Source organism: Dorea sp. ICN-14282 (genome assembly GCF_037890115.1).
In the GTDB taxonomy this organism is placed as follows: Bacteria; Bacillota; Clostridia; order Lachnospirales; family Lachnospiraceae; genus Dorea_B; species Dorea_B phocaeensis.
Genome location: NZ_JBBKBH010000004.1, coordinates 34,760 through 60,380, shown reverse-complemented (window position 1 = coordinate 60,380; position 25,621 = coordinate 34,760). Strand labels below are relative to the sequence as shown.

At 44.5% G+C, this 25,621-nt stretch carries 22 protein-coding genes, 1 tRNA gene and 1 pseudogene; 18 read left to right on the top strand and 6 right to left on the bottom strand.

Annotation, left to right across the window (positions count from 1 at the left end; all coding sequences use genetic code 11):
• Positions 1 to 33 precede the first annotated feature (33 nt).
• Complete coding sequence (locus tag WKT00_RS10480) at positions 34 to 2,805, top strand: NYN domain-containing protein (RefSeq protein ID WP_340263548.1); 2,772 nt, start codon at positions 34 to 36, stop codon at positions 2,803 to 2,805.
• 119 nt (positions 2,806 to 2,924) lie between these two features.
• Here WKT00_RS10480 and WKT00_RS10475 read toward each other — a convergent pair whose 3' ends face one another.
• Positions 2,925 to 3,386 (bottom strand): sporulation initiation factor Spo0A C-terminal domain-containing protein, encoded by a 462-nt coding sequence (locus WKT00_RS10475; protein WP_101695960.1) that lies wholly within the window; start codon positions 3,384 to 3,386, stop codon positions 2,925 to 2,927.
• A gap of 178 nt (positions 3,387 to 3,564) precedes the next feature.
• Between WKT00_RS10475 and WKT00_RS10470 the strand changes: the two genes are divergently transcribed.
• The 9 genes and pseudogenes from WKT00_RS10470 to WKT00_RS10430 all read left to right on the top strand — a co-directional run bounded on the left by WKT00_RS10470 (position 3,565) and on the right by WKT00_RS10430 (position 12,080).
• Entirely contained in the window at positions 3,565 to 3,924 is a 360-nt protein-coding gene (locus WKT00_RS10470; protein ID WP_340263545.1) for a helix-turn-helix transcriptional regulator, read from the top strand.
• Between the two features lie 286 nt (positions 3,925 to 4,210).
• Positions 4,211 to 4,954 carry a helix-turn-helix domain-containing protein gene (locus tag WKT00_RS10465; RefSeq protein WP_340263543.1) on the top strand — a complete coding sequence of 248 codons (744 nt, stop codon included), beginning with the start codon at positions 4,211 to 4,213 and terminating at the stop codon, positions 4,952 to 4,954.
• Between the two features lie 85 nt (positions 4,955 to 5,039).
• Complete coding sequence (gene fliB / locus WKT00_RS10460) at positions 5,040 to 6,218, top strand: flagellin lysine-N-methylase (RefSeq protein ID WP_340263541.1); 1,179 nt, start codon at positions 5,040 to 5,042, stop codon at positions 6,216 to 6,218.
• Positions 6,211 to 6,357, top strand: coding sequence for a 4Fe-4S dicluster domain-containing protein (locus WKT00_RS10455; protein WP_340263539.1), 147 nt, complete (start codon positions 6,211 to 6,213; stop codon positions 6,355 to 6,357). The genes fliB and WKT00_RS10455 overlap by 8 nt, the downstream gene beginning before the upstream one ends.
• On the top strand, positions 6,354 to 7,001 hold the full coding sequence (locus WKT00_RS10450; RefSeq protein ID WP_340263537.1) for a nitroreductase family protein: 648 nt from the start codon (positions 6,354 to 6,356) through the stop codon (positions 6,999 to 7,001). Before WKT00_RS10455 ends, WKT00_RS10450 begins: the two co-directional genes overlap by 4 nt.
• A gap of 170 nt (positions 7,002 to 7,171) precedes the next feature.
• Complete coding sequence (locus tag WKT00_RS10445; protein WP_101695965.1) at positions 7,172 to 7,705, top strand: helix-turn-helix domain-containing protein; 534 nt, start codon at positions 7,172 to 7,174, stop codon at positions 7,703 to 7,705.
• Between the two features lie 66 nt (positions 7,706 to 7,771).
• Positions 7,772 to 8,851 (top strand): annotated as a pseudogene (locus tag WKT00_RS10440) (ABC transporter ATP-binding protein); the annotation flags it as partial.
• A 497-nt stretch (positions 8,852 to 9,348) separates the two neighbouring features.
• On the top strand, positions 9,349 to 10,185 hold the full coding sequence (locus WKT00_RS10435) for an ABC transporter permease (RefSeq protein WP_340263532.1): 837 nt from the start codon (positions 9,349 to 9,351) through the stop codon (positions 10,183 to 10,185).
• A 2-nt stretch (positions 10,186 to 10,187) separates the two neighbouring features.
• Positions 10,188 to 12,080 carry an extracellular solute-binding protein gene (locus WKT00_RS10430; RefSeq protein ID WP_340263530.1) on the top strand — a complete coding sequence of 631 codons (1,893 nt, stop codon included), beginning with the start codon at positions 10,188 to 10,190 and terminating at the stop codon, positions 12,078 to 12,080.
• A gap of 135 nt (positions 12,081 to 12,215) precedes the next feature.
• Here WKT00_RS10430 and WKT00_RS10425 read toward each other — a convergent pair whose 3' ends face one another.
• Positions 12,216 to 13,106, bottom strand: a complete 891-nt coding sequence (locus WKT00_RS10425; RefSeq protein WP_340263528.1) for a Fic family protein — start codon at positions 13,104 to 13,106, stop codon at positions 12,216 to 12,218.
• A 314-nt stretch (positions 13,107 to 13,420) separates the two neighbouring features.
• Between WKT00_RS10425 and WKT00_RS10420 the strand changes: the two genes are divergently transcribed.
• Positions 13,421 to 13,795: a hypothetical protein gene (locus tag WKT00_RS10420; protein ID WP_340263526.1), complete on the top strand. Its 375-nt coding sequence runs from the start codon at positions 13,421 to 13,423 to the stop codon at positions 13,793 to 13,795.
• Between the two features lie 105 nt (positions 13,796 to 13,900).
• Here WKT00_RS10420 and WKT00_RS10415 read toward each other — a convergent pair.
• Together WKT00_RS10415 and WKT00_RS10410 are read right to left on the bottom strand one after the other, a co-directional pair.
• Positions 13,901 to 13,983, bottom strand: a tRNA-Leu gene (locus WKT00_RS10415).
• Between the two features lie 59 nt (positions 13,984 to 14,042).
• Positions 14,043 to 15,161 carry a DUF4317 domain-containing protein gene (locus WKT00_RS10410; protein ID WP_340263524.1) on the bottom strand — a complete coding sequence of 373 codons (1,119 nt, stop codon included), beginning with the start codon at positions 15,159 to 15,161 and terminating at the stop codon, positions 14,043 to 14,045.
• Positions 15,162 to 15,339: 178 nt separating this feature from the next.
• Here WKT00_RS10410 and sdaAB point away from each other — a divergent pair, with 178 nt between their 5' ends.
• Complete coding sequence (gene sdaAB, locus WKT00_RS10405; protein WP_340263523.1) at positions 15,340 to 16,011, top strand: L-serine ammonia-lyase, iron-sulfur-dependent subunit beta; 672 nt, start codon at positions 15,340 to 15,342, stop codon at positions 16,009 to 16,011.
• Positions 16,012 to 16,025: 14 nt separating this feature from the next.
• Complete coding sequence (gene sdaAA, locus WKT00_RS10400; protein ID WP_340263521.1) at positions 16,026 to 16,895, top strand: L-serine ammonia-lyase, iron-sulfur-dependent, subunit alpha; 870 nt, start codon at positions 16,026 to 16,028, stop codon at positions 16,893 to 16,895.
• Between the two features lie 16 nt (positions 16,896 to 16,911).
• Here the strand turns inward: sdaAA and WKT00_RS10395 are convergent, their stop codons facing one another.
• The gene (locus tag WKT00_RS10395) at positions 16,912 to 17,505 is read right to left on the bottom strand and encodes an HAD family hydrolase (RefSeq protein ID WP_340263519.1); all 594 of its coding nucleotides are present in this window, start codon (positions 17,503 to 17,505) and stop codon (positions 16,912 to 16,914) included.
• A gap of 150 nt (positions 17,506 to 17,655) precedes the next feature.
• On the opposite strand from WKT00_RS10395, the gene WKT00_RS10390 reads away from it, so the two are divergent.
• Together WKT00_RS10390 and WKT00_RS10385 are read left to right on the top strand one after the other, a co-directional pair.
• Positions 17,656 to 18,378: an NAD-dependent protein deacylase gene (locus WKT00_RS10390; protein WP_340263518.1), complete on the top strand. Its 723-nt coding sequence runs from the start codon at positions 17,656 to 17,658 to the stop codon at positions 18,376 to 18,378.
• Positions 18,379 to 18,669: a hypothetical protein gene (locus tag WKT00_RS10385; protein WP_101695976.1), complete on the top strand. Its 291-nt coding sequence runs from the start codon at positions 18,379 to 18,381 to the stop codon at positions 18,667 to 18,669.
• A gap of 100 nt (positions 18,670 to 18,769) precedes the next feature.
• Here the strand turns inward: WKT00_RS10385 and carB are convergent, their stop codons facing one another.
• Positions 18,770 to 21,997: a carbamoyl-phosphate synthase large subunit gene (gene carB / locus WKT00_RS10380; protein WP_340263515.1), complete on the bottom strand. Its 3,228-nt coding sequence runs from the start codon at positions 21,995 to 21,997 to the stop codon at positions 18,770 to 18,772.
• 209 nt (positions 21,998 to 22,206) lie between these two features.
• Here carB and WKT00_RS10375 point away from each other — a divergent pair, with 209 nt between their 5' ends.
• The 3 genes from WKT00_RS10375 (at position 22,207) to guaA (ending at position 25,438) form a co-directional block, all read left to right on the top strand.
• Positions 22,207 to 22,737 carry a ferredoxin domain-containing protein gene (locus WKT00_RS10375; protein WP_101695978.1) on the top strand — a complete coding sequence of 177 codons (531 nt, stop codon included), beginning with the start codon at positions 22,207 to 22,209 and terminating at the stop codon, positions 22,735 to 22,737.
• Positions 22,738 to 22,863: 126 nt separating this feature from the next.
• Complete coding sequence (locus WKT00_RS10370) at positions 22,864 to 24,054, top strand: coenzyme F420-0:L-glutamate ligase (RefSeq protein ID WP_340263512.1); 1,191 nt, start codon at positions 22,864 to 22,866, stop codon at positions 24,052 to 24,054.
• A gap of 76 nt (positions 24,055 to 24,130) precedes the next feature.
• Positions 24,131 to 25,438, top strand: a complete 1,308-nt coding sequence (guaA, locus tag WKT00_RS10365; RefSeq protein ID WP_101696021.1) for a glutamine-hydrolyzing GMP synthase — start codon at positions 24,131 to 24,133, stop codon at positions 25,436 to 25,438.
• Positions 25,439 to 25,621 lie beyond the last annotated feature (183 nt).

Sequence of the window (25,621 nt, the reverse complement as noted above, 5' to 3'; positions counted from 1 at the left end):
TGGAGGAAATGGGAAGATCAAAGGAAGAAAATTATGGGAGAAGTTAGAAGATATATGACACTGGGCATTCTCGCCCATGTGGATGCCGGAAAGACGACGCTGTCAGAGAGCATTTTATACTTAAGCGGCAAGATCCGTACTCTGGGAAGGGTGGATCATCAGGACGCGTTTCTGGATACTCACACCTTGGAGCGGAACCGGGGAATTACCATATTCTCCAAGCAGGCGGTGCTGGAGCTTGGCAATACCAAGGTGACACTTTTAGATACGCCCGGACATGTGGACTTTTCAGCAGAAATGGAGCGTACGCTTCAGGTACTGGACTGTGCGATTCTCGTGATCAGCGGTGCGGATGGTGTGCAGGGACATACCAGAACACTGTGGAAACTATTACGAAGATATCGGGTTCCGGTGTTTGTATTCGTGAACAAGATGGATCAGGAAGGGACGGACAGAGATCGCTTGCTTGGGGAATTAAAGCAGTCATTGAGCGATGGGATTACGGCATTTGATTTGATAGAAGAAAAGCAGGATCTGGAGGGATTTTACGAGAATATCGCCATGTGCGACGAGGCGGCTTTGGAATCCTATCTGCAGGAGGGAGCATTGTCGGATGAGAAGATAACAGAGCTGATTCATAGGCGGAAGGTGTTTCCCTGCTATTTTGGCTCGGCATTGAAGCTTGAAGGGGTGAAGGAGCTGCTGGCAGGAATGGAACGTTACACGCATTGGAATCCAACGGGACGTGCAGGGGGTGTGGAAGAACCGTCTTGCAGGAAGTTTAAGGGAGAGGGATTTGGTGCGCGGGTCTTCAAGATCTCAAGGGATGGACAGGGGAATCGGTTGACCCATCTTAAGATCACAAATGGCATGCTGCATGTAAAGGACATGTTACAAAATAGCGGCGAGGAAGCAGAAAAGTGGGAAGAAAAAGTAAACCAGATCCGTATCTATTCAGGAGAAAAATATGAGACGGTACAGCAGGCGGAGACTGGAGACATCTGTGCAGTAACGGGGCTTACCCACACATATCCCGGCGAGGGGATCGGAACTGAGAGGCGGGCGGAAGCACCGAAGCTGGAGCCGGTTTTAAATTACCGGGTGCTGTTTCCGGAAAATGTACATGTACATACGATGCTCCAACATTTGCGTATGCTGGAGGAAGAAGATCCCATGCTTCGGGTTGTGTGGGATGAAGAATTGGAGGAAATCCATGTACAGCTGATGGGAGAGGTGCAGACGGAAGTGCTGCAAAGTGTCGTGGAGGAACGTTTTGGTGTCCGGGTGTCTTTTGACAGCGGCAGTATTGTTTATAAGGAAACGATTCAAAATACGGTGGAAGGGGTTGGTCACTATGAACCGCTTCGCCATTATGCAGAGGTACATTTGATTCTGGAGCCGGGAAGTCCGGGAAGTGGGCTGGTATTTGACACGGTCTGCAGTGAGGATGTGCTGGATCGGAACTGGCAGCGTCTGATTCTGACACACCTTGGAGAAAAGCGGCATCGCGGTGTTTTGATTGGGGCAGAGATTACGGATATGAAGATTACGCTGGCAGCAGGGCGCGCGCATCTAAAGCATACGGAAGGGGGAGATTTCCGCCAGTCTACGTATCGGGCGGTGCGCCAGGGTCTGATGCAGGCAGAATCGGTACTTTTGGAGCCTTATTATGAATTCCGGCTGACGGTTCCTCAGGAGATGGTAGGACGCGCCCTTACGGATATACAGCGGATGTACGGAGAATTTGCCCCTCCGGTGACGGAAGGAGAATTTGCCGTGATTAGCGGAAGTGCGCCTGTATCAGAGATGCGCGCATACCAGCGTGAAGTCATTAGCTTTACCAGGGGGCTGGGAAGCTTAAGTTTGGTGTTCCAGGGATATGCGCCATGTCACAATGCGCAGGCAGTACAGCAGGAAGTAGGTTACGATCCGCAAGGAGATATGGAGAATCCGACAGGATCTGTATTCTGTTCTCACGGGGCAGGATTTTATGTGCCCTGGGATCAGGTTCCTGACCATATGCATATAGCAAGTCAGCTTCCCCGATTTTTGGCAGGGGAATTGGAAGAAGAGACGGATGCAGAAGCTTTGGCTGGAAGGACGGCAGTGTCTGCCGGGCGAAGAGGCGCTTCCTATGGGGGAAGCTATGATCCGGAAGAAGAGAAAGAATTAGAAGAAATCTTTATGAGGACTTACGGGAAGGTGGAAAGTAAGCGGCCAGGGTGGAGAAGAGAGATTCACGCTTCTTCCGGCAAAACTTCCGGGAAGCAGAAAGAAAATCTAAGAGAATATCTGCTGGTGGATGGTTACAACATTATTCATGCATGGGAAGACTTAAGGGAGCTTGCGAAGGTGAATATTGAAGCGGCGCGTGGCAGGCTGATGGATATTCTCTGTAATTATCAGGGGTTCAAACGGTGCACCATGATTCTGGTCTTTGATGCCTATAATGTAGAAGGCGATATTCTAGAGATTCAGAAGTATCACAATATTCATGTGGTATATACGAAAGAGGCGGAGACGGCCGACCAGTATATCGAAAAAGTAGTTCACGAGATTGGACGAAAATATCATGTAACCGTTGCGACCTCGGATGGTGTAGAGCAGGTAGTGACGCTGGGACAGGGCGGAACCCTGATTTCTGCCAGAGAGTTCTTAGAAGAGGTGCGATATGTGGAAGCGGCGATCAGAGAGGAAGCCAAGGCTCGCCGGGAGAGTGTGAAGACGTATCTATTCGATCATGTGGATGAGGACCTGGCCGGGAAGATGGAAAAGGTTCGCCTGGGGGAAGAGGAGTCTTTGTAAGAGGTAGTCGCCGAATATGATAGAAACTTATAAAATGTGATAGAAGAACAACAGCCCGGTACAATTTTCTATGTGCCGGGCTGTTGTTTGATCGTAAATATTTGTTTTTTTATCATCCGTTATATACCTGCTATGGAGAATTTTTCAATGACAAGATCCAGTTCCTGTGCAAGGTGATCGATGACTTCCTGGTAGATCTGCTGACGGATAGCGCAATTTTTGGAAGTGCAGACAGGTTCTTGGTGTTCCTCGACTTTGCGCTGCTGATCCTGTTTGATTCGGATATAGAGTGTGCGCAGAAGATTGGAATTCTGTGTATTGACCTGATCGAGATAGTAGTCTACTTTTTCCGGGGCGCCTTTGAGAAGGGCGGTTTCAAATGCGTGACGCATAGCGCGCTCGACCCTGGATGAAGTAGTGTTGTGTTTTTGAGCAATGTCGTGATATAATGCACAGATTTTTCCGTCCGCATAATACGGATCGCTATCGAAGATTTCCATAGCGTCACAGATATAATTAAACCCTTTGACGCCGGCTGGAATTCCGATGCTGAGCAAGATATCCACCGTGCTTGTTTTCATGATTGATGCCTCCCATTCCATTTTGTTTTACATGAAAAAATATAATAATGCAACTAATGAATGTTGTAATACAACAAAAAATGACATGATTTTTGTTGACAATGGCGTAAAAATACCGTACCATTACCTATGATATAATACGAATCTGCGATATGAACCGGAAAGGATGACGGGATAATTGAAAAACCGTATCAAATTAATCAGGCAGAATGCCGGACTTACACAACAGGAATTCGCAAAGCGAATCGGTGTATCTAGAAATACAATTGCCACTTACGAGACGAGTGGCCGTAATCCGATTGATGCGATTGTACGTGCTATGTGTCGTGAGTTTAACGTAAATGAGGAATGGCTTCGCACAGGAATCGGGGAAATGTATCTAGACAGTAATCCCGATGTAGAACTGTCGAAATGGTTTGGACAGTTGCTGCGCGAAGATTCGGATTCATTTAAAAAACAGTTGATCCTAAAGCTTTCCAAAATGACAGATGCAGAGTGGAAGCTTCTTCAGAAAATGTTGAAAAGCCCTTGCGACTAGGAATGGCCAAGCAGGGCTTTTATAAATTCATAGATGCATTTCAGCTGTCCCGGATCAGCATCTTTAATCATCAGGATGATCTTCTGTCTTTTATCCATGATCCCTCCGTACCCAAAGTAAGTCTTTACGCCGGTACAACCTTACAATTTTGATGACGATATCAGTTTACGATAGTTTGTCAGAAAAGTCAATCGATTTTACAAGATTCTTGCGAAAACAAAGATTGAAATTCCAAGAATCTTGTAATATAATGAAAATATAAAAGTGGGAGACTAGGAGGATTTTTATGGGAGTAGGTTCAAGAATCCAGGAACGCCGGCGGGAATTGGATATGTCTAGAAGCGAACTTGCAAATCAGGTTGGTATCACGCCCTCTGCGATTGCGAATTATGAAAACAGTGTCAGTTATCCCAAAAAAGAAATATTGATTGCGTTGATGGCGACATTACAGGTAGATGCCAATTATCTGTATCGAGACTATCTGTCGGATCAGATGGTTCGTACGTTGTGTGACGGGATGGTGCCAGAGAGAGAGCAGGAGTCGATCGACAAGTATCGAAAGCTGTCCGATGCAGGTAAAGAAGTTGTGAATATGGTTATTGATGAAGAGTATCAGAGATTGGAACGGCACGGATGGGATCATTATCCATGTTGGAAGCCAGGGGAGAGATTGAAGAATACCGGCTTTATATTACAGGAGCATCGACATGTGCTGTATGTTCCAGAGGGCAGTATCCCCAAAGAAGCCGATTTTTGTTTTCAGATTCAAATTGATCGTTACGAACCGGTTTTTAAGAAATATGATATTGTTGCATTGGGGAGGCGGCCAACCGGCCATAATGAGATGGGCGTGTTCTACCTCAATGATGCGTGCTATATCAGGCGGCTCTATCATGTGGGTGGTGATCGGATTTTGAAAGCTTTGAATGTGATGGATCCGGATGTAAGGGTAACAGAAGAAGATGATTTCAGGTGCTTCGGAACCATTCTTGGAAAGGTTCAGGGAGAGTATGAACTAAGGATGGAGTAAAATAGAGAAGAAAAGGCCGAAGAAAACGAAGATAGAAAAGAAGAGATAGAAAGAAATAGAAAAAGATAGAATAGGAAGAGAGCAGATGCTGTATATAGTTCCCGATTATTATGAAGAATTTGCCTGCATGGCGGATAGGTGTGAGGATACCTGCTGTGCCGGGTGGAAAATTATGATCGATCGAAGATCACTGATACGTTATGGAAAGGTCAAGGGACCTTTTCGGAAGCAGCTTCACAAGGCGATTTGCTGGCTGGATGGAACCTTTCGGCAGTCAAAGGAGCGTAGATGCGCTTGCCTGGATGAACAGAATCTATGTGAAATTTATAAGAATCTAGGCGGCGAAAGCCTGTGCCGTACGTGCAGGCTCTATCCGCGGCATATCGAGGAATTTGAGGGAGTAAGAGAGATAACGCTGTCGGTATCCTGTCCGGAGGTGGCAAGGATTCTTTTAAATAAGAAAGAACCGGTGCGATTTCTGAATTGTGAGACGGACAAATCGGAGGAATACGAAGAGTTTGATCCGTTCCTATATTCCATGCTGGTGGATGCCAGAAGTACGATGATACAGATTTTGCAGAACCGTGAACTTTCAGTTGAAGTCAGAGCCGGACTGATACTGGGACTTGCCCATGATATTCAAAGCCGGGTTGACCGGGAGCGGATATTTGCGTGTGAAGAATTGTTTGAACGTTATCAGAGACCAGAGGCTTTCTTATATGTGGAGAAAGCGCTGCAGGAATATCAAAATTGTCTGAAGCGGCGACATTATCTAGAATGGCAGATGTTGGAAGAGCTGCATTTTTTAGAGCTTTTAAGACCACAGTGGCAATCTCTTCTTCTAGAGTCTCAGGCGATTCTGTACGGACAGGGCAGCGAAGGTTTTCGCAGTATTTTTGAAGAATTCGAAGAATGGATGGCGCATCATATGCCGGATTGGGAGATAAAGTGCGAGCAGCTTTTGGTGTATTTTATCTTTACCTACTTTTGCGGAGCGGTCTATGACGGGCGGGTTTACAGCAAGGTGCAGATGGCGGTAAGCAGTGTTCGTTGTATCTATCAGCTGATGGCCGCAAGATGGAAGAAGAATGAGAAGGAACTTCAAGTGGAAGATATTGTAGAGCTTGTGTATCGGTATTCCAGAGAAGTCGAGCATTCGGATCAGAATCTGGAGCAGATGGAACGGATGATGGAGGAACATAACTGGCTGGCAAAAGCCTGTGAAAAGAAACGGTTGAAGAAAGGAGAAGGGAAAGATGATTGAGATTTTAACAGAACGATGTACCGGATGTGGCGCTTGTGTGGCGGATTGTCCGGGAAGGGCGCTTAAGCTGGTAGAAGAAAGGCGGAATATGTCAGAGACTGTATTCACTGCGGACACTGCGTGGCGATCTGTCCGGTGAGGGCGGTATCTATTCCGGAATATGATATGGACGATGTGGAAGAATACAGGGAAGAAGACTTTACAGTGGCGCCGGAAAATTTCCTGCGTGCTGTAAAATTCAGGAGAAGTATTCGGCGGTTTAAAGAGGAACCAATTGAAAAAGAAAAGCTTTCAAGGATTCTGGATGCGGGACGCTATACAGCAACAGCGAAGAATCGGCAGGCCTGTCGCTTTATTTTGATTCAGGATCGGCTTGAGGAATTCAAAGATCTGGTGTGGCAGGAGATGCCAAATGTAGTGGAACGGTTAAGAGAGACGGCGCCTGACTATGCAAGAGCATTTGAACTTTTCTATCTGCGCCATCAGAAGGATCCGGCGAATGATACCTTCTTTTTTAATACCACATCCTTTTTAGTGATTGCCTCCCGGAACTTATTAGACGGAGGGCTGGCGGCTGCCAATATTGAAAACATGGCAGTGGCAGAAGGAGCGGGGGCTCTGTACAGTGGATATATGATGCGTGTGATTGAGAACAGTCCGGTTTTGAAAAAATGGCTGGATATTGAAGGGATCCCAGTATCCTGCTGTATGCTGCTTGGGTATCCTGCGGTTCATTACCAGAGGACAGCGCCCAGAAAAACAGGAAATATCGTATGGTGGTAGACTTCAGATAAATGAATACTGCATAAGTTGCTGCAAAGCCTAGAGGATAGAAAGGCTTTGCGGCAATTTTTTTGCGCACATCCATTGCATTTTCTGCTGGAATATGTATAATAAAAGCGTTCGATATTTTTTAACAGAAAGTATAGTATTAGAAAACTAGAGGTGATTTGGTGGACATTGGAAAGAAATTAAAAGAGCTGCGTCTGCAGAATGATCTGACCCTTGGAGATCTGGCCTCAAGAAGCGAGCTTACCAAAGGGTTCCTCTCCCAGGTTGAGCGGAATCTGACAACGCCAAGTATTGCGACGCTGGCGGATATTGTGGAGGCGTTAGGAAGCAATCTGTCCGAGTTTTTCCATGAGGAAGAGGAGAGGCAGATCGTATTTTCCAGTCAGGATTTCTTTGTGGATGAGCAGGATGAGTATCAGATCGAATGGGTGATTCCCAATGCACAGAAAAATCAGATGGAGCCTATTTTGCTGACGCTTCAGCCTCACGGAAGGAGTCAGGAGATGCTGTCCTATCAAGGAGAAGAGTTTGGCTATGTGTTAAAGGGCTGCATTACCATTGTGCAGGGAAGCAAAAAGTATAAGGTGAAGGCGAAGGAGACGTTTTATATGAACGGGGATAAGAGTCATTACCTGTATAATCATGGAAACGCTGAGGCGAAAGTGTTGTGGATTACAACGCCGCCCATGTTTTAAATACAAAAGATGTGCAAAGAAGGCTGGGGAAGAACTGAGATTTTGGCACAGGGAAGGAGATGCGAGATGGAGGAAAACAAGATTATTGAGTTTCGCGGAATCGTGAAACAATTTGATAACCAGATTGTATTGAAGGGGATTAATCTGGACATTTATGAAAATGAATTTGTAACCCTTCTGGGACCAAGTGGATGTGGAAAGACGACACTGCTTCGGATTCTGGGCGGCTTTTTAGATGTAGACGAAGGAAAGGTGATTTTTGCGGGAGAAGAAATCAGTAAGAAACCGCCCTATGAGCGGGAACTGAATACGGTATTTCAGAAATATGCACTGTTCCCGCATTTGAGTGTATACGAAAATATTGCCTTTGGCTTGAAAATCAAAAAAGTAAGTAAGGACGTGATTGATCAGAAGGTGATGAAAATGCTTCGTCTGATCGGTCTGGAAGGGTATGAAGATAAGAATACTACCTTATTGTCAGGAGGACAGCAGCAGCGAGTAGCAATTGCAAGAGCTCTGGTTAACGAGCCGAAAGTGCTGCTTCTGGATGAGCCGCTGGCGGCTTTGGACTTAAAGCTTCGTAAGGAAATGCAGTACGAGCTGAAACGGATCCAGCAGGAGGTTGGAATTACCTTTATCTTTGTTACCCATGATCAGGAAGAGGCGCTTACTATGTCAGATAAGATCGTGGTTATGAAAAACGGTGAGATTCAGCAGGTAGGGTCTCCGCAGGATATTTACAATGAGCCGGCCAATCGGTTTGTGGCAAACTTTATCGGAGAGAGCAATATCTTGTCGGGAACGATGCTGGAGGATTACAAGGTACAGTTTGACGATATCGTATTTGACTGCGTGGATTTTGGATTCCGTGAAAATGAAAAAGTGGATGTGGTGATTCGTCCGGAGGACATTGATATCGTAGATGTGAAGGACGGAAAGATGACGGGTGAGGTGCTTAGTGTTCTCTTTAAAGGAGTGCATTATGAGATCATGGTCGAGACCGTTCCGGGTACCTGTGTGACGGTAAATATGCGGGTGATCCGCAACCACGACGTAACCAGTGAAGATGGAAGCGAGAAGATCAGCGCCAATAATTTCTACATTGATATTGATGATGTGGCGCAGATGGATGACAAAGAGATTATTGCCCTTGCTAATGCTCAGGCGTGGGATGTAGAAAGTGATGAGTATATATCTATCGCCAGTGTGGAATATGAACTGGAAGAGGAAGAAGGACAGTATCCGGTTGCCTTTACGACTGCCAATGGAACGAGTATTGAGTGTACGATTTTTGTGGTGGATCAGCCGTTCGTAAAGAACGAGAAAGCAAACGAGGCGGTAATGGCGTTTAACTTCATTAAGACGGTAGATGAAATCAGAGAGTCGCAGGCGCTTGACACGGATCTGAAGACCTGGGCAAATGCGCAGGGATGGAAGCTCAGTGATGAAGAGCAGAGCGTGGATATCAGTGTGGACTATGATTTTGATGCGGACGAGGTAATAGAAGGTGTCTATCCGATTACCTTCTCGACTCCCGGACGGGAATTTAAGATTCATACGACGGACTATACGGAAGAAGGTCAAGAGGTCGGCCTGACATTCTTCCCGGAAGACATCCATGTGATGTCTAAGGTGACATACTAATGAAGAAATTCTCGCAGCTGGCGCTGCCATATATTGTTTGGGCGGTATTCATGCTGGTGCTTCCGATGGGGTTGATTGGGCTCTATTCTGTGATGGAACACGGCAACAGTATTATATCGTTCTCCTTTACGCTGGAGCATTATGTGAAGTTCTTTACCGACCCGGACTTCCTGCTGATACTTTGGCGTTCCCTTCTGATTGCGGTGAAGACAACTCTCATCTGTCTGCTTCTGGGTTACCCGGTGGCATATTTCATTGCAAAAAGTAAGGAAAAGGTACAGAATGCACTGATCTTGTGTATCACGCTTCCGATGTGGATTAATATGCTGGTGCGTACCTATGCGTGGATCGGAATGCTCAGTGAGGGTGGTCTGATTCAGAAGGTACTGCAGATTTTCGGACTGGGAAATACGGATCTTCTATACACGGAAGGAGCTGTTCTTCTTGGAATGGTGTATAACTTCCTTCCCTTTATGATTTTGCAGATTCAGACGTCGCTGTCAAAGATGGACAATTCTCTTCTGGAGGCTAGTGCAGATTTAGGAGCCAGTCCGATTCAGACCTTCCGGCGCATTACGCTTCCATTGTCTCTTCCGGGAGTGATCAATGGAATTACACTGGTATTCCTTCCGGCGGTAAGTTCCTTCTTTATCCCGAAGCTTTTGGGCGGCGGACGGTATTTCCTTATTGGAAATATGATTGAAAACCAGTTTATTACCGTAGGTGAATGGAACTTTGGAAGTGCGATTTCTATGATTATGGCAGTGATTATGATGCTGCTTATGATGGTAGTGCGCAAAGTTGAGATTCGTAATCAGGGTGGAAAGGAGGAGTAATCATGCAGAACAAAGGGAAACGGCCATTTGGAAAAGTGTTGATGGTTCTGATGATCATCTTCTTCTATCTTCCGATTGCATATATGATTATTTTTTCCTTTAATGATGGAAAATCACTGACCAGTTTTACCGGATTTTCTCTTCGATGGTATCAGCACATGCTGGAATCGCAGGATATGAAGGAGGCGCTTTACACGACATTCAGTGTGGCCATTCTTGCTACAGTGATTTCTACGATCGCGGGAACGATCGCGGCAATTGGGCTTAGTAAATCGAAGAAGGTGATCCGGAATCTGATGGATCAGGTCAATAATCTTCCGATGATGAATCCGGAGATTGTCACGGCAATCGGTTTTATGCTGTTGTTTATTACGTTTAAAGTGGAAAAGGGATATATGACCATGCTGCTTGCGCATATTGCGTTTTGTATTCCTTATGTTATGCTTTCGGTGATGCCAAAGATCAAACAGCTGGATCCCAACCTTGCAGATGCGGCAATGGATCTGGGGGCTACACCGTGGCAGGCGCTTCGCAAGGTTATTGTGCCTCAGATTATGCCGGGAATTATCTCCGGTGGACTGATTGCATTTACCATGTCCATTGATGATTTTATTATCTCTTATTTTGTAACGGGCGGCGGTGTAAAGAACTTAAGTATCATTGTGTATACCATGAGCAAACGAGTCAATCCAAGTATCAATGCGATTTCGACTTGTATGGTACTGATTATTACATTCATGCTTCTAGTTATTAATCTGGCGCCGGTTTTGTCTGCAAAGCGGCGGAAGAAAGAAGAGATTAAAAAACGCAGAATTCTGCCGGGAATCCTGGTGACAGCAGCGGCGGTATTGTTGGTTGTATTTGTGAAATTTGGCGGAAGCAAAGAAGAAAGACCATTTGAAGGGCAGACGCTTCATATTTACAATTGGGGAGAATATACCGGAGAAAATATTATCGCAGACTTTGAAAAAGAAACCGGGGCGACGGTGATACAGGAGAACTTTGATTCCAATGAACAGATGTACATCAAAGTGGCGAATAAAGAGCCTTATGATCTTCTGGTGCCGAGTGATTATATGATTGAGCGTCTGATTCAGGAAGATCTTCTGCAGAAGCTTGATCACTCCAAGCTGACTTGTATGGACAAGCTGGCAGATGCGGTGAAAGGTCTGCCGTACGATCCCGATAATGAGTATTCGGTGCCATATTTCTGGGGAACCGTTGGTATTGTATATGACAAGACGAAAGTTGATATCAAGGATCTGGAAGAAGAGGGATTCGGTATCTTCTTGGATGAAAAATACAAAGGCGACGTCTACCTCTATGACTCCGAACGTGACTCTTTTATGATGGCGTTAAAGGCTTTGGGATATTCCATGAACACTACCGATGAGCAGGAGATTCAGGAGGCTTATGAGTGGCTGGTTCAGTGTGTAGAAACCATGGATACGGAGATTGTAACAGACGAGATCATTGACAACATGGCACAAGGCCGGAAGGCTTTGGGATTGATTTATTCCGGGGATGCAACCTATGTTATGGATGAAAATGAGAACATGCGATATTACATGCCGAAGACTGGAACGAATCTTTGGTCTGATGCGATGGTCATTCCGAAGAATGCGAAGAATCCAGAGCTTGCGCATGCATTTATCAATTACGCCAGCGATTATGCTGGAGCATATGATAATTCCAGCTACGTCGGTTATACTTCTGCAAACAAGGAGGTTATGGATGATATTTACGGCGAGGGCGGCGATTACGAAGGAATCGATGCCTATATTCCGCGAATAGACAATCCGAAGGATGAAGTATTTGTCTACAATGAAGATACGAAGAAAATCATGGGAGATCTGTGGAGCCGGGTGAAGATTGCGGCAAGTAACGCAGATTAAGGCGTGGAAAGAGAAGAATAGAGAAGGTTGAATTAGCAAAAAGGCAATTGGTTTTGGCGAAGACCGATTGCCTTTTTTATCGAAACAGAAAGACCTCTCGGTTTTTGCCAAGCGGTCTTCTATAAAAAAGAAAAATTAACGGTCTAGCTTTTTATCTAATTTTCGTTCCGGCATACGTGTAGCGGTACGTTCCATACATTGTTTCATAGATTGCTCTTCTATTAATTTCGGTTCTTCTACATAGCTATTACACTTAATAATTTCATTCGTATCTCGGCACAAAAATTTTTCATACACATTTTCCAATCTATGATATGTTTCCAAAATTCCTTCTGCAATCACATACTCCATCAAAGATGTTTCCCCGTTTTTGTCATATCTTCTAAATGCCTGTCTATATTTTGACTGATCCTTGATGATTGCCGGAAGTATTCCTTGATTTAATAACTGTTGATGCATAATGACTCTTCCGGTTCTTCCATTTCCATCCTTAAATGGGTGAATACGTTCAAATTCAATATGCTTTCTGGCCACATGTGCGATCACATCTTTCTCCTGTATTGTTTCTGGTATTGGGAGATCTTCTGTATACCTTTTCATCAATTCAGGAACCTTTTGATATTTTGGAGGGTAATACACGACTTCCACTGGTGTCCCTATATATACATCCTCTTTTCGAAATTCACCATCCTTTTGCATAATCAGATAGTTTGTATCTTTTATCCATTGCAAGTCAATCTTTGTATTCCCTTTAAATGTCATTTTTTGAGAAAGTGCTGCATACATAGTTTTTGCTTCTTGATATTCTGTAAAAGTATGACCAGATCGCACTTCATCATATTCAATAACTTGAATGGTTTCTTCCAAAGATAGGGTATTCCCTTCCAATGAATTAGAGTTCCAGCTTAATCGAAAAAGGAGATCCTTATGAAAAGGATTCCAAACCAAATGATTCTTCTTCCATTCTTCGCATTTTTCCTTGTATCGTTCGATTTCACTTAATTTATTTGAAATGTCTATTTTCATATCCGTATCACCAATCTTTATTTTATACCCATAGTATACACTACATTTATATATTACATCAACTGAAATCAGGAGTGTTAGTGCAGCGTGGTCTTGATGGAGGGCGACAGTATATTTTTCTTTTTATTGAATCTCTTTGCCTAGTTAATAAAGGCAATCCTTAGCCGCCTATTCGATAGGAAAGAATCAACTTTTGCGAGAGAGATTTTATATAAAATAATACAGTCGGCTAGTATTTATTATATATGGTATAACAAATACTAATTTAAAAGAAATGGTGATGATGAATGAAGCAATGCCCAAGATGTAAAAAGGTGTTTTATGGTGATGTTACGTTTTGTCCAGTATGTGGATTTGCTGATAACAATCCAAAAAGTGAAGAACCTTCTTTTAAAATATGTCCCAAATGCAACAAAGAATACTTAGGTGTAATAGATCATTGTATTGAATGTGGTTATTCGACGGACTCTTATAAAAAGAAAATGAAACGCTTAAGTATGGAATTAACTGATCCAGTTGACTATATCCCTCCCATCATTCTTAAATGCCCGATATGTAGATCGGCGAATATCAAGGAGATTTCTGCAACGAGTAAAACACTAGGAGCAGTTGGTTTTGGGATATTTAGTAAAACTGCCAGAAGTCAATTTGAATGTAAGAGTTGTGGATATAAGTGGTGGTATAAATAGATAAAATATAATTATTTTCATAGCAGCTTAATATTACCGCTTAATGTAGATAAAAAAATAAGAGGAATCCTTGTGTTTTCAAGGAATCCTCCATCTTAATCAAGATGCGGAGAAAGGGACTTGAACCCTCACAGGATAACTCCCACTAGAACCTGAATCTAGCGCGTCTGCCATTCCGCCATCTCCGCTCGACAAAAAGTATCATACCATAAAATGAGCTTTTTGGCAAATACTTTTTGCAATTTTTTTAAAAAACTTCAATTCCGTTGACTTCTAGATGATTATCGATTGCGATTACCAGACATCGGCGTCCGTCGATCTCGCGAGTTTCAACAAGATCGGATCTTTCAGGATTTACTTTGACAATTACGTCCGGTGTTTCGATCTGAAATGTCTTTACGCTGGCAATATTGGAGGCCATAAAAGTACTTTTTTCTCCGGCAATTTCTTCAAATTCCTTGTCAAAGGCTTCCATGCGCTCAGGAGAAACCCCGCTTTTTTGAAGGAGACGTTTGACATCTGGTTTGGCAAGCTCCAGAGGTTCCGGCGCTTCCTTGCTTTCCTCGATCATCTCGTTGAGATTGTCGTGGATATTGCGGATAACTTCGTAGTCGCACTCTTCGCCAAGGGTATCGCTGACAATGGCCTGGAAAGAAGTTTTCTGATCCTTGGCGGTCAGCGGAATCGTGCTGCCAAGTACGTTGGCGATCAACTCCGGCTGCAAATCTTCCGGTTTTTTGGAATAGTAAAGAATATTGTGGACATCACTGGCGCGGTCCTGGAAGGCAGGGAATAAAAAGCCTTTCATCGGCGCTTCTACGATCCAGTCGCGAATCCGGTCTTCAATATTATTCGTTTCTGCGTTGTAAGTAAGTCCGGCCTTGGTTAGATTCACCGGACAGAGGCTGCACATAATATGCTCGTATACGGTGTCAGATGCGTCGAACATTTCCATGCCGTCAGACGCTTTACCCGGTACATCGTAGACTGCGTGGATGAGAATGATGTAATAATTCTCGGCATAAACATAGTTTTCAATAATTTTGTCATAGAATTCTTCAATCAGCAGATCATCTTCCAGTTTGCTGTCACGAAGTTTTAACAGGAATTCCTGTGTGCCGCCGGGAAGTTCCTGATCGAGAGGAAATTCCATATTAATTAGATTTTTTCCAATAGTACCGGATAAAGTGTGGCGGAAAATGTCAAAATATTTAAAGGCTTCTTCCTCAGGAAGAGAGAGAAAGGCTTTTTTTAATTCGGTTTTTTTCTCTTTTTCGTGATCCACATAGCATCCGCAGATCCGGGTGATTGCACAGTTTTCCGGAGTAAACTGTTTTCGAATCTCGAGGACTTCTTTTTTGTTCATTGTATACACTCCCTCGTAATAAAATTTGCATATATTTGAATGAAATGATATTTCAGCGTACCTCATGTTAGCACATTCAGATGAAATTTACAACATTCAACTATTCATTGTCAACCGGGAATAATACCAGTATAATGAAAGAAGAGACAGGTAAGTATAGGAAAAGAGAGGGACAGGTATGGCAAGTATATTTGATATTTTGGGACCGGTAATGGTTGGTCCATCCAGTTCTCACACGGCGGGGGCGGCAAGGATTGGGCTGATTGCAAGGCAGTTGTTTGGCAGACAGCCAGACAAAGCACAGGTGTATTTGCATGGCTCATTTGCGGCTACAGGGAAAGGACACGGAACGGATAAAGCGTTGATCGCAGGACTTCTTGGAATGAAGCCGGACGATATGCGGATTCCGGAAAGCTTCAAGATTGCAAAAGAGATGGGGATGGAATTTCAGATTGCAGAGAAGGATATCCGTGAGGCACATCCCAATACTGCTCAGATTATCATGGAAGCAGAAGGCGTTAAGGCGATGAAGATCCAGGCGTATTCCATTGGCGGAGGCCGGATAAGGGTCAGCAAGCTGGATGGCATTGACGTGCATTTCAGTGGAGAGAGCAATACGCTGATTGTGCGGAATGTAGATCAGCCGGGGCGGATTACGGAAGTTGCTGCCGCGCTTAGCAAATGCGATATCAATATCGCGACAATGCAGGTGTTCCGGGACAAGCGAGGCGGTTTTGCGGTTATGGTAGTAGAGACGGATCAGGTGGTTTCAAAAGAAGCGATTGAAAATTTGGAGAAGAAGAAAGGAATTATTAAAGTGACCTTTCTTGATGTAAGTGGAATGGTTTAGAAGGGGGGAAATGTATGTCATATCAATCAATGGAAGAGGTATATGAAAGATGCGAAAAGGACGGCATTTCATTTTGGAAAGCCATCCAGCTTGGCGATGCATCGGAACGGGGAGTTACAGAAGAGGATTCCTGGGAGAGAATGAAGGGCATGTGGCAGGCGATGCAGGACAGTTTGGACGCTTATGATCCGGAGCTAATGTCCAGAAGCAGGTTGGTAGGAAAAGAAGGCGGTCAGATGGATCATTACCTGGAACAGAACGCTCCGCTGTGCGGAACCTATATGGCGAAGGTGATGGCAAATGCGTTGAAAATGGGTTGTAATAATGCTTGTATGAAGCGAATTGTTGCAGCGCCGACGGCAGGAGCCTGCGGAGTTCTTCCGGCAGTTCTTGTTACCTATTACCGGGAATATAATGTGCCGGAAGAGAAGATGATAGAAGCGATGTATGTGGCTGCCGGTGTGGGGCAGGTGATCGCGAATCGTGCATTTCTGGCCGGCGCATCCGGCGGATGTCAGGCGGAGATCGGTTCCGGATCTGGTATGGCGGCAGCAGCAATTACACATGTACGGGGAGGAAGTAAGGAACAGCTGGGACATGCCTGTGCGATGGCTTTGAAAAACCTGATGGGTCTGGTCTGTGATCCGGTAGGCGGTCTGGTAGAAGTGCCTTGCGTCAAGCGAAATGTCGGTGGGGCAGTCAATGCAATGGCGGCAGCAGATATGGCTTTGGCAGGAATTGAAAGTCAGATTCCCGTAGATGAAGTAATGGATGCGATGCGCGAAGTTGGTGTAAAAATGGATGTAAGTCTTAGAGAGACGGGACTTGGCGGAGTGGCAGGAACGCAAAGAGCGAAAGAGGTCGTAGAAGCGTTGGATATGTAGAGAAGAGAGGGTTGGATTAAAAGCCAATCCTCTCTTTTACAATGTCGATATCTTCGGTAAATACAAGTCCATCCATTCCGGCATCTTTTGCAGCTTGGATGTTTTCTGGTTTGTCGTCTAAGAAAAAGCAGTCGGCGGGAGAAAGATGATAGGTATGGAATAGATGGTGGTAAATTTCGGGCTGGGGTTTTGCCATTTTGATAGGGGCGGAAAACACAATGCCGTCAAACAGGCTTGTGATTTCATAGCAATCAGCGGCATGTTCGGCGAAATCAACCGGAGCATTGGACAGGATGTAGAGCCCATACCCTTGCTCCTTTAATTCGCGGATAAACTTCCAGGTATCCTCAAGAGGAAGCAGATAATGATACCAGCTTTCAAAGAAGCGAAGTACAAGGTTCTGATATGCTGTTGGCGTTTTGGAGATCGCTTCGGCCCTGGCCATTTCCGGTGTTATGGTTCCGGCATCCAGTTCATCCCAGTGCTCGAAGAGGATATCCGACAGCAGAGGAAAAGCTTCCTTATCATCACAGAACTGCCCTAGAAGATAGTCGGGATCAAATTTAGCCAGTACGTTTCCAAAATCAAAAACAATATGTTTGTATGTCATTTCTATATCAAAATCCTTTCTGTTCTTTTTCTTAATCTTTTTCTTAATCATAGAAAATGCAGTGGGAAAAGTCAATAAAGAAGCGTATAATGAAGGCAGAACAGCTGGGAACATATGAGAATATGAGGAGTTGGAAAGGAGAATGTCCGTATGTATGAATTAGAAATAGAACAATTGCAGAAAATTATTGATGATAGTGAAAATATCGTATTCTTTGGAGGGGCAGGAGTGTCTACAGAAAGCGGGATTCCGGATTTTAGAAGTGCAGACGGCATATATCATCAGCAGTACCGCTATGCACCGGAACAGGTGGTAAGCCATACGTTTTTTATCCATCATACAGAAGCCTTTTACGATTTTTATAAAAGTAAAATGATGTTCCTTAACGCAAAGCCCAATGCGGCTCATTTGAAATTAGCAGAACTGGAAGAACAGGGGAAATTAAAGGCGGTTATTACTCAGAATATTGATGGACTTCATCAGGCGGCGGGAAGCAAAACGGTCTTTGAACTTCATGGAAGTATTCATCGTAATTACTGTAGGAAGTGCGGGAAATTCTATGAGGCAGCCTATGTGAAGCAGGCCGATGGGGTACCGCGGTGCGAGTGTGGCGGTTTGATTAAGCCGGATGTGGTGCTCTATGAGGAAGGATTGGATTCGGGTGTGATTCAGAACAGCATTCGTGCGATCAGTGAGGCGGACACTCTGATTATTGGAGGAACGTCTCTGGTAGTATATCCGGCGGCAAGTTTTATTGACTATTTCCGTGGCAAACATCTAGTGGTAATTAATAAGAGCGCGACGGCAAGAGAAGTGGGCGCGGAGCTTACCATAGCGGCGCCGATTGGCGAGATTATGAAGGGGATTAGATAGATGGCAGAGATTGTAAGTATATTGGATGACATTCAGAATCGGGCGAAGAGGGATGCGGATTTAAGAAAAAGATTTCTGCATACGAGAGAGGAATCCGAGCCGGTAGCAGCATTCTGCGAGGTTTGCCGAGAACTGGGATATGAGATTTATGAAATGGAACTGATTATGGCAGGGGAGACGTTTCATGCGGAAATGAAAAGAAGTACCAATGGCGGTGGGGAAAATTCTCCGATGATTGAGGGCGAAGATGATTTCTATGAACTTTTTCTTGCGGCGTTGGAAGAAAGATAGGATCTGAAAAAAGTGTTTCGCTTCCTTATAAGGTAAAAAAATCAGGCTGACGCCTTGCGATATTTATCGCTTTGGCGCCAGCCTGATTTTTTGAATAGGATTATTCTTTATCTTTAATTTCGCTGTGCAGTTCCTGCAGAGATTTTACTTCGCCCTGACCGTATTTCTTCACATTGTGAATTCCCTTTGCAGTTGCTTTTGCGGCTGCAATTGTGGTCATATAAGGAATCTTTGCTTTGATTGCAGATTTACGCAGGTAACTGTCATCGTGGATGCTGTCTTTTCCAACCGGAGAGTTGACGATCAGGTCAATCTTGCCATTGGTAATCAGATCCAGAATGTTTGGACGGCCTTCCTGCAGCTTGTTGACTCTTTCGGCAGGGATACCAGCTTCATTGATCAGCTTGCATGTAGTTTCGGTTGCAATGATCTTAAATCCGTCTTCTGCGAAGAGGCGTGCAACTTCTACAACTTCTGCCTTGTCTTTGCGGTTTACAGAGATCAGTACCGTTCCTTCCAGTGGAAGCTTGGACTGTGTTGCTTCCTGTGCTTTGTAGAATGCTTCTCCGTAGTATGGAGACAACCCGAGAACCTCTCCGGTAGAACGCATTTCAGGTCCGAGAAGTGGGTCAACTTCCTGGAACATATTGAACGGGAATACTGCTTCTTTTACTCCAAAGTATGGGATATCCTGTTCTTTTAAGTTTGCAACCGGTGACGGACGTCCTGTCAGTTCGGAAGTGATGATGTCGGTTGCCAAAGGTACCATGCGGATATTACATACCTTAGATACCAATGGAACGGTACGGGATGCACGTGGGTTGGCTTCCAGTACATATACTTTTCCGTTTTCGATTGCATACTGCATATTCATAAGACCGCGTACGTGCATTTCTTCTGCGATCTTTCTGGTATATTCTTTAATGGTCTTTACATTTTCCTCAGAAATATGCGCAGACGGGATGATACATGCAGAGTCACCGGAGTGAACGCCGGCAAGCTCAATGTGTTCCATAACGGCAGGAACGAATGCGTGTGTTCCGTCGCTGATTGCATCTGCTTCACATTCCAATGCGTGATTTAAGAATCGGTCAATAAGGATTGGACGATCTGGTGTTACGCCAACAGCAGCCTTCATGTAGTTGGTCAGGCTTGCGTCATCGTATACCACTTCCATTCCGCGTCCGCCCAGTACATAAGAAGGACGAACCATAACCGGATAGCCGATTTCTTTTGCGATTGCAAGTGCTTCGTCTACGGTAGTAGCCATTCCGGACTCCGGCATCGGAATCTCTAATTTATCCATCATCTCACGGAACAGATCACGGTCTTCTGCCAAGTCGATTACAGAAGGAGAAGTTCCGAGGATCTTCACGCCATTTTTCTCCAGGTCAGCAGCAAGATTCAGAGGAGTCTGTCCGCCGAACTGAGCGATTACGCCGACTGGCTGCTCTTTCTTGTAAATGCTTAATACGTCTTCTAATGTCAGTGGCTCAAAGTACAGCTTGTCAGATGTATCATAATCGGTAGAAACAGTCTCTGGGTTACAGTTTACGATAATGGTTTCAAAGCCAAGCTTCTTAAGAGCTAAGGATGCATGTACACAGCAGTAGTCGAACTCGATACCCTGACCGATACGGTTTGGACCGCCGCCAAGAATCATGATTTTCGGCTTGTCTGTGTTTACAGGATTCTTATCTTCTGCGTTGTAAGTAGAGTAGTAATAAGCTCTGTCTTCGGTTCCGCTTACGTGAACGCCTTCCCATGCTTCCTCTACACCAAGCTCGATTCGGTGATTGCGGATCTCATCTTCTGAAATTTCCAGAATCTGGCTTAAGTATTTATCAGAGAAACCGTCCTTCTTTGCAGAGATTAAGAGCTCATCAGCAGGCATAGAACCTTTGCTGGCTGCCAGTGCTTCTTCTTCCTCTACCAGTTCCTTCATCTGTTCGATGAACCATTTCTTTACTTTGGTGATCTCGTGAATTTCATCAACGGATGCGCCTTTACGAAGAGCTTCATACATAATGAAGTGACGTTCACTGGATGGAGTGATCAGCATTTTCAGCAGATCTTCTTTGGATTTTGTGTCAAAATCTTTTGCGTGTCCCAGTCCATAACGTCCGGTCTCTAAGCTTCGGATAGCTTTCTGGAATGCTTCCTTATAAGTCTTACCGATACTCATAACCTCGCCGACTGCACGCATCTGTGTACCCAGCTTGTCCTCTACGCCTTTGAATTTCTCAAATGCCCAGCGAGCGAATTTGATTACGACATAGTCTCCGCTTGGAACGTATTTATCAAGAGTTCCGTATTTTCCGCAAGGGATGTCCTTTAATGTAAGTCCGGTTGCCAGCATTGCAGATACCAGGGCGATCGGGAATCCGGTTGCCTTGGAAGCAAGTGCGGAAGAACGGGAAGTTCTTGGGTTAATCTCAATGATGATGTCTCTGTCTGTCTTTGGATCATGTGCCCACTGTACGTTACATCCGCCGATTACTTTAACGGAATCTACGACCTTGTGGGATTTTTCCTGCAGACGCTTCTGAACTTCTTCGGAAATGGTAAGCATTGGAGCAGAACAGAAGGAGTCTCCGGTGTGAACACCAAGTGGGTCAATATTTTCAATGAAGCATACGGTGATCATATTGCCTTCTTCATCGCGGACAACTTCAAGTTCCAGTTCTTCCCAGCCGAGAATGGATTCTTCTACCAGAACCTGTCCAACTAAGGATGCCTGAAGACCTCTTGCCATAACGGTCTTTAATTCTTCTTTATTATATACCAGTCCGCCGCCGGCGCCGCCCATGGTGTAAGCCGGACGAAGAACAACCGGGTATCCCAGTTTGTCAGCGATTGCGAGACCTTCCTCTACAGAATAAGCGACCTGGCTTCGCGCCATATCGATGCCAAGCGCATCCATAGATTTCTTGAATTCGATACGGTCTTCTCCACGTTCAATGGCGTCTACCTGAACACCGATAACCTGAACATTATATTTTTCCAGAATGCCCTCTTTTGCAAGCTCTGCACAAAGGTTCAGTCCTGACTGTCCGCCAAGGTTCGGAAGAAGTGCATCCGGGCGCTCTTTTGCAATGATCTGTTCCAGTCTGTCTACGTTTAATGGTTCGATATATGTTACATCTGCTGTCTCCGGATCGGTCATAATGGTAGCCGGGTTGGAATTGACCAGCACGATCTCATAGCCGAGCTTCCGAAGTGCTTTACATGCCTGTGTTCCGGAATAGTCAAACTCGCAGGCCTGTCCAATAATAATCGGTCCGGAACCGATGATTAATACTTTATGTATATCTGTTCTCTTTGCCATAGGTATCCTCCTGATATATATAATGTAAAATTCTCCAGATACTATTATATAGGAGAATGATGAAAAATAAAATAGGAAATAAAAAAAATAACGGCTATGAAGTGACAGAATATAACAAATGTGATACCGTATATTTATATGATTTACACAAATAAAAAAGAAATTGGCCGATCAAAGGGCAGATTTACGGATAAAAGGAGGAAAAGCTTATGATGATTCGTGAAAAGGAAGCAGAAGAAGGAAGAATTGTTGAAGTGGCCAAAGCGATGTGTGTGGCAGCGAGAACCGCGCCAAAGGCAAAAGGGGTCGATAAGCTTCACACGGCGATTTTAACAGGTGAAGAGAAAGAACAGTTGGCAAACGAGATGGATCGAATTGCAGAGGAACTTGGATTTGGATTTTTCCACAGAGATGCCAATAACCTGCGAGCGTCTCAGGCGGTTGTTCTGATTGGAGAAGAAAATGCGGTTCGCGGACTGAATGCGGGATGTAATTTCTGCGGAATGGGAGAATGTAAGTCCTGTATGGAGGCGGGCGCAAGATGTGCCTATACGGGAATCGATCTTGGAATCGCTGTCGGCTCAGCAGTCAGCATAGCAACAGACGCGAGAGTGGACAATCGCATCATGTTTTCTATCGGACGGGCAGCCCAGGAAATGCACCTTCTTGGTGAAGATGTATGTCAGATTATGGGGATTCCACTCAGTGCATCTGGGAAATCTCCGTTTTTCGATCGGTAAAAAGTGAAAAAAACTGATTTCTACAGATGGGAAAGCGATTGTCAAAGTAAATGGTCTATGCTAAAATACAAGAATGGTAGATTTATTACTGTTTAGATATTATTTTGATACAAGGGGATTAAGAAGATGGAAAGAAAAGTAGGTACTATATCAAGAGGAATCCGTTGTCCAATTATCAGAGAAGGAGATCAGCTTGCTGATATTATTGTAGAGAGCGTGCTGGAAGCAGCAGAAAGTGAAGGATTTGAGCTTCGAGACCGCGACGTTATTGCAGCAACCGAGTCTATTGTGGCAAGAGCACAGGGCAATTATGCATTTGTTGATGACATTGGTGCAGATGTTAAAGCAAAGCTTGGCGGAGAAACGATCGGAGTGATCTTCCCAATCCTGTCCAGAAACAGATTCTCTATCTGTTTGAAAGGAATGGCAAGAGGAGCGAAAAAGATTGTGCTGATGTTAAGCTATCCAAGTGATGAGGTTGGAAACGAACTGGTATCCCTGGATAAACTGGATGAGGCAGGCATTAATCCATATAGCGACGTGCTGGATCTGAAGAGATACCGCGAATTATTCGGAGAGAATATTCACCCATTTACTGGTGTGGATTATGTGGCATATTATAGTGAACTGATTGAAAAAGAAGGCGCAGAAGTAGAGGTGATCTTCGCAAATGATCCGAGAGCAATTCTGGACTATACGAAGAATGTATTGACTTGCGATATTCACACAAGAGAGAGAACGAAACGTCTTCTTAAGGCAGCAGGTGCAGAAGTAGTCGTTGGAATGGATGACATTCTGACAAGCCCGGTAAACGGAAGCGGATGCAACGAAAAGTTTGGACTTTTGGGATCAAACAAATCTACAGAGGAGTCTATAAAGCTCTTCCCAAGAGACTGTACAGATCTTGTACTGGATGTGCAGAAGCAGATCTTGGATAAGACTGGAAAACATGTTGAGGTGATGGTTTACGGAGACGGAGCATTCAAGGATCCAGTTGGAAAAATCTGGGAACTTGCAGATCCATGTGTATCCGTTGCCAATACAGAAGGTTTGGAAGGAACGCCAAACGAGCTGAAATTGAAATATCTGGCAGATAACGATTTCAAGGAACTGTCAGGAGAGGCATTAAAAGAAGCAATTTCCAAGAGAATTGAAGAGAAGAACGGAGATTTGGTCGGAAAGATGGAAGCACAGGGAACAACCCCACGCCGCCTGACGGATCTGATTGGTTCACTGTGTGACTTAACCAGTGGTTCCGGAGACAAGGGTACGCCGGTAATCCTGATTCAGGGATATTTTGACAACTACGTAAGCTAAGTAAGCGAACGGTCAAAGGAAACATAGGTGGAATACAGAGTTTAAAGCGAATGTGTATATAATGGGAGAGCAGACGATGAAACAGGATATGATCGTAATATTGGATTTGGGAAGTACGGAGAATACTGTAATTGCAAGAGCCGTACGTGCACTTGGCGTGTACAGTGAGATTCATCCGCATGATATCACCGCAGAAGCATTAAAAGAACTTCCGAATGTAAAAGGAATTATTTTAAATGGCGGACCAAACCGCATGGTGGACGGCGAGGCAATTGATGTCAGAGAAGAGATATACAGTGCCGGAATTCCGGTTGCAGCTGTGGATCATGCACCGGCAAAATGTGAGAAACTTTGCGAATGCTGGCCGGAAGATGAAGAGGCAGTAAAAGAACTTTTAAAGCCGTTCGTATTTGATACGTGCAAAGCAGAAGCAAACTGGAATATGAAAAACTTTGTGGAGGATCAGGTAGATAAGATTCGTAAACAGGTTGGAGATAAGAAGGTATTGCTTGCGTTGTCTGGTGGAGTAGACAGTTCCGTTGTAGCTGCACTTCTGATTAAAGCAATCGGAAAACAGCTGGTATGTGTCCATGTAAATCATGGTCTGATGCGAAAAGGAGAGTCTGAAAGCGTTATCGAAGTGTTCAAGAATCAGTTGGATGCCAATCTGGTTTATGTGGATGCATCTGAGAGATTCCTTGGAAAGCTGGCGGGAGTAGCTGATCCTGAGCAGAAGAGAAAGATTATCGGAGCAGAATTTATCCGTGTATTTGAAGAAGAAGCAAGAAAGCTGGAAGGAATTGATTTCCTTGCACAGGGAACGATTTATCCGGATATTGTGGAGAGCGGAACGAAGACAGCGAAAGTTGTAAAATCCCACCATAATGTAGGTGGACTTCCAGAAGATCTGAAGTTTGATCTGGTAGAACCATTATACTATTTGTTTAAAGATGAAGTTCGTGCATGTGGTCTGGAACTTGGACTTCCGCACGATATGGTATTCCGTCAGCCATTCCCGGGACCGGGACTGGGCGTAAGGTGCTTAGGCGCAATTACGAGAGAGCGTCTGGAAGCAGTGCGTGAGTCGGATGCAATCCTTCGTGAAGAGTTCGCGAATGCTGGACTGGACAAGAAGGTATGGCAGTATTTTACGGCAGTGCCGGATTTCAAATCAGTAGGTGTTAGAGATAATGCAAGATGCTTTGAGTATCCAGTGATCATCCGTGCGGTGAATACGATCGATGCGATGAGCGCAAGTATTGAGCAGATCGATTGGCCGGTGCTGATTAAGATCACGGATCGGATCTTAAAAGAGGTTCCGAATGTGAATCGTGTTTGCTATGATTTGAGCCCGAAGCCGACGGCGACGATCGAGTGGGAATAAGTTAACAAAAGCCGATAACCTTTGAATGATCAAGGGGATCGGCTTTTTTTGTCGACAAATTCCCTAGATTGTTAGTGAAGTGAAAAAGATGTCGGAAAAATCATGTTCTAATGGATGGAACTTTGTTATAATTGACTGTATTTATTGACATTTTCTATGGATATCAGGTAAATATTCCTTGAA